A 9,352-nucleotide genomic window follows, 5' to 3' on the forward strand; every position below is an offset into this window, starting at 1 on the left:
GAGGGACGGACCCGTCAAGGCGTGACCGGAATCGGTGAAAATACGTTAGCGCAAGCGGTGAAGCCGCCTTTGCGCGAACGGCGCGTTTGATTGGTGAAACTGGTGAAAATTAGATTGACGCTAACATATCCTTCCGGTAGTCGTTCGACCGGATGGCCTCCCCCTCGGCACTCACATTACCAGCCGCGGCACCTGCCCGGCACTTTCCTATCAGCCGTCGGGGGCGGCGCGTCCCGCGCCGGCAGCACCCAACGGGCCCTCTCGGGGGCAGGGACGTTCGGCCGTGCGCGGGCGCCCGGTCGGCGGCCCGTTCTGGGCGCGCCTCAATCGTAGCCCGAGACGGTCCCGGGCTGACAATTTCGACTGTAATGGACGTTCTTAAACGACTATCCAATGACTACTCTGTGGTGTCATCGCCCTCGGCAAGTTGGGGGTACACGGCGTCCTTGGGCATGGTGACCTTCGTCAGCGAGGTGAGCTTTTTGCTCAGCGACGTGTCCGTCTTGACCAGGTCGCTAAGCGTCACGATCTTGTAACCGTCGGCGACAAGGCCGTCGATAATCTGCGGCAGCGCCTCGAGCGTCTGCTCGGCGCATTCGTCTCTATCGGTGAGCAGCACGATATTGCCCGGCGTCACCGAATCGAGCACCGTCGAGACCTGCTCGTCGGCACCGTTGAGCAGCCAGTCGCCCGAGTCAATATTCCACGAGACCACGGCGGAGACCAGGTCCATCGCATCAATCCAGTTTTGCTCGTCAAAGGCAGCGTAGGGAGCACGCAGCAGCATCGTCTTCACGCCGGTCGCCGACTTAATCGCATCGGTGCCTTTCATGATCTGTTCGCGTACCGCCTCACGGTCCTGACCCTTGAGCGAATCGTCGCTGTAGCTGTTGGATCCGATCTCGCACCCGGCATCGACAATCGCCTTGGCCGTGGCAGGCGAGGCCTCGGCTGCATCGCCCGAAAGGAAGAACGTCGCGGTGACGCCCTTTTCCTTGAGCACCTGCAAGATCTGTTTGGTGGCGCCGCTCGGACCCTCGTCAAACGTCAGCGCCACGTACTTTTTGTTGCCCTTGGGCGCCACGCTGGCGCACGCAACGACGCAATCGGTGGCGGGCACAACCTCGCCGCGGTCCTGCGTCTTGCCCGACTGCTCACCAACCCACACCTCGGAGCGGCCCTGGACACCCCATGTCTGCACATACTCGATAGCGCCCGTGCCCTCGACCTTGAGCTTGGGCTCGATAACCGTAGCCTGAACCTCATGCTTCTCGTAGGTGTTACGGCCATCCTTGACCGTCACCTTCTCGCCGCCCTCAAGTTCGCGGCTTTTCCACTTACCCTGTTTTATGCGCTTGCCGTCCACCTTAACCGACAGCTTTTCGCCCCCATGGCGCTTGAGCACGCTGTCATCGACGGCCAGCAGGTCGCCTGCGTCGTAGGTGTCAGTCAACTCCTGCTCGTCGATGAGATTCTGCAGCGTAGAGCCCACGCGCACCGCGGTCTTCTGGCCGTTGAGCTCCACGTCCACGCTGCGGTTGACGTAGCCCACGACGGCAGCGATAAACAGCACGAGCGCACAGCCCACGGCGATAAGCGCATAGGGCAGACGGGACGGTCGGCGCGGCGAGCGCCCGTTGCCGATGCGCGCACTGCGATCGCTAAACCCGCGGCTATGGTTGAGGTACATCGCGCCGGGCTTACGGCGACGGCGGCGCTGACCGCTGGGCAGCTGCCCCAGGTCGCGGCGCGCCGTCGGACGCGCACCCGAACGCCCGTTTAAGTTGGATCCGTTTTGGCGCATGTGCCCTCCCCCATAAACACAGCAAGCCGGAGCAACAGGTCTCCGGCTTGCCTCCCATCATTTGGTACGTCGCTATTTTGTAGCTTTTGACGAGCCTCCGCTCGCCTTTTGGTATTCGTCCTTAAAGGCCTTGAACATGCCGCGCGTCTTGCCGAGCTGCTTGCCCAGCGCGCGACTGCCCTTGTCCACGGCAACCGATCCCTTGTCGTCGAGTACCTTGGCGCCCTTTTTGACCTTATCGCCCACCACGACGCTGGCCTCGGCGGCCTTGGCAGCCGCACCGCCCGAATACCCGAGCGACTTGACCTCGTCCGAGACGACCATCGCGCCGTTCTCGTAGCCGCGCAGCATCGTCGGCGGCACCTGCGTGTCGCCCACCAGCACGCTCGAAGCGGCACCGGCGGTCACATAGAATGCCTGCACGATGCCCGAGCGCGGCTTAAACTCAACGTCCGAGCAATAGCCCACGACGTCACCCGATTCCGTGCGCACGTCCATGCCAACCCAGATGATGCAATCGTCCAGGTTGATATCGAGGCGCTTGGCGGCGGCAGCATCGTACGTGTCCTTGACGTCATCGACCGCAATGGCACCCTCGTAGACACCAATGGCGTCGAGCGCTACGAATCGGTCGGGGCGCTCGATCATGCCCGCGATATCGGACTGGCGGACCATAAAGCCGACCACGCGCGTACCGCCCGGGGTAAAGACCGGAAAGTGAATCTTTCCGAGCTTTTTAGGGCTGCGCGGCGTGCCGTCCTTTTTGGTGCGCTTGTCCTCGGTAGGCTTGCGATAAATCTTGGCGCCGACAAAATCCCCGGCGCGCATTATGCCTCGGTCGAGGGCTCCGTAGCCTCGGTATCAGCCTCGACGGCGTTCTCGACCACGACGTCGGCGGCAGGCGTCACGTTGCCACCCGAAATGGCGTCGTTGAGCTGCTCGCGCAGCTGGTCCATGCGCTCGCGGGCCAGGTCGACCTTGGCGCGCAGGTCGTCGGTCTTGGCGTCGACCATCGGGCCAAAGTCATTCACCGCAGCACGGGCCTCCTCGGCGCTGTGCTCGTAGGTGTCGCGCATATTGTCCCAGGCGTCGTTGGCGATATCGGCAGCCATGGCGCGGGTCTCGGCGCCCGAACGCGGGGCCAGAGCAACGCCGACAATAGCGCCGGCAGCGGCACCAAAAAGTGCGCCGGAGACAAAGCTGAAAGTCTTACCCATGATCATTCCTCTCCTGCGGGCACGTCGGTGCCCACCGTTTGAATGCTGTCCATTATACCCGCAGCACATCACTTGCCGCTCCGCTCATCTGCGTACGGCAAAGGCGCAGGTACGTGATGGTGATAAACGCGTAGGCCTACTCCTGAGGCATAGCCGGCATGGCCACCGTGGCACCCGGGTCCTCGCCGGCGCCGTCCACGAGCGGCAGACCGCCCTCATGCGCAGGTCCTGCCGGAACCGTCGCCGCACCGCCAAAGACGGCAGCGGAGGCCTCGTGGTTCTCGGCAACCGCGCCCTCGGTATCAATCGTCACCTGGGGCTCGTCGTCAAAGTTGGGGACGCCCTGGGGCTCGGCGGGAACGGGCTCGGCGGTCGCATCGACAACGGGCTCGGCGTCGACCGGCACATCGCCCTCGTCAGCGCCCTCGTCCTCGGCAGCATCTTCGCCGTTCGCAGCGGCGACGGCCTCGTGAGGATCCTTGCCCTCGGCCTCGGCGCGCATGCCCAGCACCAGGTTGCGCAGGCCCGCGACCGTGCCTTCCACGTCGGGGGCAGGCTGGTCGGCGTGCAGGTACGCCCAGTCCATCATAAAGGTGGCCGAAGACAGCGCACCGATGGCCAGCGCGTCGTCGGGGCACGAAAGCTCAACCTCAAAAACGCGCTCGTCGTGCTCGCTTACGCGCGTGCGGCCGCACGAGATGCTGCCGGCAAGCCCGGTCTCGTTCATGAGCTCGACCGTCACGTGCTCCAGCAGATGGCAGAGCTCGGTCTGACCCATGCAGTCCTGGAACTCGCGGCCGGAATCGCCCAGGCACAAGTGCTTGGCAATCGCGGGCACCAGGTAGTACACGCGCGCCGTAGCCTCGATGTCCTCCGAGGTCATGAGCGGCATGCCGGGGTTCACCAGCACATGCGCGCAGATCTTGTCCTCGCTGACGGTGACCTTAAGGATGTTGAACAGGCCTGCCATAACTCTCCCCTACTCTTCCTTGTCCTACTCGTCGCCGTCGTGCGGATTCGCGGAACCCGCACCCGACGTCGTCGGCTCGTCTACCGAAGACTCGGAATCCTTCTTATCGGTTTCGGCCGGAGCGATCACGCGAATGAGCGAGATGCGCTGGCCACGCATCGACTGCACTTTAAACTTGTACCCCGCAACCTCAAACACCTCTCCGATGTCGGGCACCGAGTCGCAAAGCTCCAAAATCCAGCCGGCGATGGTCTCATAATCATCGCTTTCCTCGAGCGGCCAACCAAGCTCAATCGCGTCATCGCACGAAAAACGCCCATCAACGAGCCACTCGCGGCGCGAAAGGCGCGTGAGATACTTGTTGTCGGGGTCGAACTCGTCCTCGATCTCGCCGACGATCTCCTCGACGATGTCCTCGATGGTGATGATGCCGGCCGTGCCGCCGTACTCGTCCACGACCACCACGATCTGGTCGTGCGAGGTCTGCATCTCGGACAGCAGCGGCAGGATGTCCTTGGTGTCGGGCACAAAGGTGGCGTCGCGCAAAAAGCCGGCGATGGGCTGGTCGCCCTTGCCGTCGAGCGCGGGCTGAATCAGGTCCTTGATGTGCGCGATGCCGGCGACGTTGTCGGGATCCTCGTGATAGACGGGGATGCGGCTAAAGCCGGTCTGGCGCATGGTGGACAGCACGTCGGCGACCGTCTCGTCGTCCTCGCACATGGTGGTGTCCACGCGCGGCACCATGACCTCGCGGGCAACGGTGTCGCCCAGGTCGAAGATCTCGTGGATCATGCGCTTTTCCTCGTCGAGCAGGTCGTCCTGCTCCGAGACCATGTACTTGATCTCTTCTTCCGAGACGTTCTGGCGGTCGTCGGCACTCTTGATGCGCAGGATGCGGGCCAGGCCATCGGAGCAAGCACCGGTCAGCCACACGAGCGGACGGGCGATCTTTTGGAAAAACGACAACGTCCCCACAACCTGCTTGGACACGCCTTCGGCGTTGGACAGGCCGATGCGCTTGGGCACAAGCTCGCCGATCACAATGGACACGAAGGCGACCGCGACGGTAATGATGACCGGCGCCAGGCCGCGCGCGATGGCGGAGAGCGGCGCGATGCCAAAGCTCATGAGCCACGTGGCGAGCGGGTCGGACAGACTCGTCGAGGCGACGGCGGACGAGGCGAAGCCCACGAGCGTGATGGCGACCTGGATGGTGGCGAGCAGCTGGTCGGAGTCGGCAGCCAGCTTAATGGCACGCTCGGCGCGCTTGTCGCCTTCCTCGGCCTCGTGCTCCAGCACGGCGCGCTTGGCCGTGGTGAGCGCCATCTCGGACATAGAGAAGTAGCCGTTGATGAGGGTCAAAACGAGGGTGGTGATAAGGGAGATGGTTATGTCCATCGGGAGTTTCTCGAACCTCCAAGATTCGGGATGTCGGATTAAAACGTTGACGGCTGATACGGCAATTGCACTGGCGACCGAGCGGGGGCACGGGCGCTGGCGTGGTCGCTAGATTACGAAGAGGATCACCGCCATGAACTGGAAGATGCTGCCGGCGAGTACCCACAGGTGAAACACGCTGTGAAGATAGCGCACGTTTTTGGCGATATAGAACGGCACGCCCGCGGTGTAGCACACGCCGCCGACGGCGAGCAGGGCAAGTGCCACGGGGTTGAGCAGCGCCACGAGCTCGGGCAGCTTAAAGACAACGAGCCAGCCCATCAGCAGATAGACCAGGCCGCTTACCCAATGCGGCTGGCGCTCGCGCATAAAGCACTCGAGGGCGATGCCGATAATGGCGATGGCCCATACGGCAAAGAACAGCACAGCGCCGCCGTCGTTTGCGAGCGTGATGAGGCAAAACGGCGTATAGCTGCCCGCAATGAGCAGGTAGATGCAGCTGTGGTCGATGATGCGAAACACGCGCTTGGCGCGCGCGGGCTGAATCGCGTGGTAGAGCGTGGAGGCTAGGTATTCGAGGATAATGCTGACGCCGTAGACAATTGCCGCGGCCATGTGGGCCGGGCCTCCGCCGCGCAGGGCGGCGAATACGATCAGGAGCACCAGGCCCGCGATACCCAGCAGGCAGCCGACACCATGGGTGACGGAGTTCATGATCTCCTCACCCACCGTGTAGTGTGGAACGGCCGCGGTCTTGGGTCGCGGCTTAGAACTGTCGCTCGAATCGGACATGCCGGTTACATCCTCCAACGTAAAGAGTTCTCAACACTATATCAAAGCGTCTGGGTACGTGCGAAATTTGCACTATACGTGACCCTTTGTTTACCCATTCTTTGCCTGTTGACGCATCAACGGCGAACGTCCATAATGCGCTTGCATTAAATGTTGATGTATTAACATCTTATAGGAGAATACCGCATGGCTCAAAACGCACGTTCCCATCGAAAGCTCAAGATAGCCGGCATCGTTGCACTGGTGGTTGTCGTTGCGCTGCTCGGATTTGCCGGCAACTTTCTGTTTGACTTCGCGCTGAATCCCCGCGCGCCATACACCATGAAGATGATGCAGGATAGCAAGAACGACAAAGAAGGTGAGCAGCCGGATGCCGAGGATACCGAGGCGCGGGCATGGTTTAAAGAGAACCGCAAGAGCAGCAACCTCACCGCGGACGACGGGACCGAGCTTGCCGCCTGGTATTTTGCTGCGTCGGAGAGCACGCACGACTACGCCGTCTGCCTGCATGGATATACCAACGAGCCCATCGGTATGGCCCGATACGCCAAACGCTTCCACGACCGTGGCATGAACGTACTCGCACCCGCCGCCCGCGCCCACGAGCGCTCCGGCGGCGACTATATCGGCATGGGCTGGCCCGAGCGCCTCGACATCGTCGCATGGATCGAGCGAATCGTTCAGGCTGACCCCGAGGCGCGCATCCTGGTCTTTGGCGAGTCGATGGGTGCGGCAACCGCCATGAACGTCGCGGGGGAATCTCTGCCCGCAAACGTGAAATGCATTATCGAGGACTGCGGTTATACGAGTGTTTGGGACGAGTTTTCCCTGCAGCTCAAGGACGTGTTCAGCCTGCCCAGCTTTCCCTTGCTCGATGTAGCAAACTTGGTGTGCAACGTGCGCGCGGGCTACGACTTTCATAAGGCGAGCAGTGTGGAGCAACTCAAACACGCGACGGTTCCCATGCTGTTTATCCACGGCGACCAGGACACCTTTGTGCCGTACGACATGCTCGACCAAAACTACGACGCGTGCGCCAGCAAGGTTAAACAGAAGCTCACTATCCACGGCGCCACCCACGCCAAGAGCGCGCAAGTTGACCCCGAGCTCTACTGGAATACGGTCGACGACTTCCTCGACAAGAATTATTAGGCAAAAAGCAACGTCTGGGGTTTTGTTGCCAAAAATCGGTTTGTGGTCGGCGGTATTCGATTTTTCACCGCACTTCTGAAAAGCCGCCCGCGAGCGTTGTGCTCGTGGGCGGCTTTTACTCAACTAACGCCACAAAGGCGCTTGGTTTGTCCAATAGGACGACGCTACTTGACCTCGATGAGCTCGTACTTGCTCGTGCCCAGGCCGATCTTCTCGGCGTGCGCGATGCACACGCGCCAGTCGGTGTCGGGATGCGTGATGCAGAAGGGATCCTTGGCCTGCTCGCCCTCCAGATGCTCGTGGTTGTGCTCCATCTTGGCCGCGCTATCGGTGAGCTCGGTGTTGGGCAGCGGCTCAGACGCCATGACGGCGTCGGCGCAGGCCTGGTCGATGGCGACCGGGTCGAAGCTCGCGAACATGCCGATGTCGTTGACGATAGGCGTATCGTTTTCAGGATGGCAGTCGCAGTTGGGACTGATGTCCATGGCAAGCGAGATGTGGAAGCTCGGGCGGCCGTCGACGACGGCCTTCGTATACTCGGCGATCTTGCAGTTGAGCACGTCGGCCGCGGCCTCATAACCGGGCTTGATGCAGTCCTGGTTGCATGCCGCAATGCAGCGTCCGCAGCCCACGCAGCGATCGTGGTCGATGGCAGCCACGTGCACCGTGCGAGTAGCGCCGCTGGCAAGCTCGCGCTCGCGGGTGCCGTCGAACGAGATAGCGTTGTGCGCGCAGATCTTTTCGCAGGCATGGCAGCCAACGCAGTGCTCGGTCGCGACGTTCGGCTTGCCGGCGGCATGCTGCTCCATCTTGCCGGCACGGCTGCCGCCTCCCATGCCCAGGTTCTTCATGGCGCCGCCAAAACCGGCCTGCTCATGGCCCTTAAAGTGGGTGAGGCTGATCACGATATCGGCATCCATGAGCGCCTGACCGATCTTGGCCTCGTGCACGTACTCGCCGCCCTCGACCGGGACGAGCGCCTCGTCGGTGCCCTTGAGGCCGTCGGCAATGATGATCTGGCAACCCGTAGCATACGGGGTAAAGCCGTTCTGGTAGGCGGTATCGATGTGCTCGAGCGCGTTTTTGCGGCTACCGACATAGAGCGTATTGCAGTCGGTGAGGAAGGGCTTGCCGCCCAGCTCCTTCACGACGTCCGCGACGGCGCGGGCGTAGTTGGGGCGCAAAAAGCTCAGGTTGCCCAGCTCGCCAAAGTGAATCTTGATGGCGACGAACTTGTTCTCAAAGTCGATCTGCTCAATTCCGGCGTGACGGATGAGGCGCTTGAGCTTGTCGAGCTGGCTCTCGCGAGCATGCGTGCGCAGGTTGGTGAAGTACACCTTAGCGGGTGCTGCGGGTGCAGTTGCGGTCATAGATCTATCCCCTCGGTCTATATGGCGTTACAGACATAGAGGATGGTACCAGTTGAAGTGGGGTTGAAGTCAAGCACAGGCACTCATTGGGGACAGACTTAAATGAGTGCTTGCCGCCCGGCCAGCGAGCCGGCGATCCGACAAAGACTGTCCCCAACGACTAGTCGTTTAAGAACGTCCATTACAGTCGAAATTGTCAGCCCGGGACCGTCTCGGGCTACGATTGAGGCGCGCCCAGAACGGGCCGCCGACCGGGCGCCCGCGCACGGCCGAACGTCCCTGCCCCCGAGAGGGCCCGTTGGGTGCTGCCGGCGCGGGACGCGCCGCCCCCGACGGCTGATAGGAAAGTGCCGGGCAGGCGCCGCGGCTGGTAATGTGAGTGCCGAGGGGGAGGCCATCCGGTCGAACGACTACCGGAAGGATACCACCGTGAAAGCGACATCCACCAGGCCCGCGGCCGTGCTCGGCCTGGACGTCGGCAAGCCATCGCACTGGGCCTGCCTGGTCGACCGCGACGGGGGGGTGCTGGCCAGCGCCCCCGTCCGCAACAGGGAGGCCGAGCTCGACGCGCTGTTCGCCTCCGCGCCCGCCGGCACGCTCGTCGTCGTCGACCAGTTCCGCAACATAGGGTCCCTCGCCGTGAGGCGGG

9 protein-coding genes are annotated in these 9,352 nt (G+C 62.4%); 2 read left to right on the forward strand and 7 right to left on the reverse strand.

Annotated features, from left to right (window positions below; translation table 11 throughout):
• Positions 1–397 precede the first annotated feature (397 nt).
• The 6 genes from AQ996_RS09090 to trhA all read right to left on the reverse strand — a co-directional run bounded on the left by AQ996_RS09090 (position 398) and on the right by trhA (position 6,181).
• Positions 398–1,804, reverse strand: a complete 1,407-nt coding sequence (locus AQ996_RS09090; protein WP_253274638.1) for a polysaccharide deacetylase family protein — start codon at positions 1,802–1,804, stop codon at positions 398–400.
• 72 nt (positions 1,805–1,876) lie between these two features.
• On the reverse strand, positions 1,877–2,632 hold the full coding sequence (locus tag AQ996_RS09095) for a PRC-barrel domain-containing protein (RefSeq protein WP_055252569.1): 756 nt from the start codon (positions 2,630–2,632) through the stop codon (positions 1,877–1,879).
• Positions 2,632–3,021 (reverse strand): YtxH domain-containing protein, encoded by a 390-nt coding sequence (locus tag AQ996_RS09100; RefSeq protein ID WP_055252578.1) that lies wholly within the window; start codon positions 3,019–3,021, stop codon positions 2,632–2,634. Before AQ996_RS09100 ends, AQ996_RS09095 begins: the two co-directional genes overlap by 1 nt.
• A gap of 136 nt (positions 3,022–3,157) precedes the next feature.
• Positions 3,158–3,991, reverse strand: coding sequence for a cyanophycin synthetase family protein (locus tag AQ996_RS10165; protein WP_070097168.1), 834 nt, complete (start codon positions 3,989–3,991; stop codon positions 3,158–3,160).
• A gap of 24 nt (positions 3,992–4,015) precedes the next feature.
• Positions 4,016–5,389 (reverse strand): hemolysin family protein, encoded by a 1,374-nt coding sequence (locus AQ996_RS09110; RefSeq protein ID WP_055252570.1) that lies wholly within the window; start codon positions 5,387–5,389, stop codon positions 4,016–4,018.
• 108 nt (positions 5,390–5,497) lie between these two features.
• A complete protein-coding gene (gene trhA, locus AQ996_RS09115; protein WP_172674639.1) occupies positions 5,498–6,181 on the reverse strand; it encodes a PAQR family membrane homeostasis protein TrhA in 684 nt (227 codons plus the stop codon).
• A gap of 186 nt (positions 6,182–6,367) precedes the next feature.
• On the opposite strand from trhA, the gene AQ996_RS09120 reads away from it, so the two are divergent.
• Entirely contained in the window at positions 6,368–7,333 is a 966-nt protein-coding gene (locus AQ996_RS09120) for an alpha/beta hydrolase (RefSeq protein WP_055252572.1), read from the forward strand.
• A 164-nt stretch (positions 7,334–7,497) separates the two neighbouring features.
• Here AQ996_RS09120 and AQ996_RS09125 read toward each other — a convergent pair whose 3' ends face one another.
• Positions 7,498–8,703 (reverse strand): DUF362 domain-containing protein, encoded by a 1,206-nt coding sequence (locus AQ996_RS09125; protein ID WP_055252574.1) that lies wholly within the window; start codon positions 8,701–8,703, stop codon positions 7,498–7,500.
• A gap of 429 nt (positions 8,704–9,132) precedes the next feature.
• Between AQ996_RS09125 and AQ996_RS09975 the strand changes: the two genes are divergently transcribed.
• The coding region (locus AQ996_RS09975; protein ID WP_172674640.1) for an IS110 family transposase at positions 9,133–9,352 on the forward strand (220 nt) is incomplete at its 3' end.

The sequence above is a fragment of the Collinsella aerofaciens genome, from assembly GCF_001404695.1.
In the GTDB taxonomy this organism is placed as follows: domain Bacteria; phylum Actinomycetota; class Coriobacteriia; order Coriobacteriales; family Coriobacteriaceae; genus Collinsella; species Collinsella aerofaciens_E.

What these genes read in the sequence shown, in the direction of transcription:
- AQ996_RS09090 (WP_253274638.1), bottom strand. Translation starts at nt 1,804, where the DNA reads ATGCGCCAAAACGGATCCAACTTAAACGGGCGTTCGGGTGCGCGTCCG.
- AQ996_RS09095 (WP_055252569.1), bottom strand. Translation starts at nt 2,632, where the DNA reads ATGCGCGCCGGGGATTTTGTCGGCGCCAAGATTTATCGCAAGCCTACC.
- AQ996_RS09100 (WP_055252578.1), bottom strand. Translation starts at nt 3,021, where the DNA reads ATGGGTAAGACTTTCAGCTTTGTCTCCGGCGCACTTTTTGGTGCCGCT.
- AQ996_RS10165 (WP_070097168.1), bottom strand. Translation starts at nt 3,991, where the DNA reads ATGGCAGGCCTGTTCAACATCCTTAAGGTCACCGTCAGCGAGGACAAG.
- AQ996_RS09110 (WP_055252570.1), bottom strand. Translation starts at nt 5,389, where the DNA reads ATGGACATAACCATCTCCCTTATCACCACCCTCGTTTTGACCCTCATC.
- trhA (WP_172674639.1), bottom strand. Translation starts at nt 6,181, where the DNA reads ATGTCCGATTCGAGCGACAGTTCTAAGCCGCGACCCAAGACCGCGGCC.
- AQ996_RS09120 (WP_055252572.1), top strand. Translation starts at nt 6,368, where the DNA reads ATGGCTCAAAACGCACGTTCCCATCGAAAGCTCAAGATAGCCGGCATC.
- AQ996_RS09125 (WP_055252574.1), bottom strand. Translation starts at nt 8,703, where the DNA reads ATGACCGCAACTGCACCCGCAGCACCCGCTAAGGTGTACTTCACCAAC.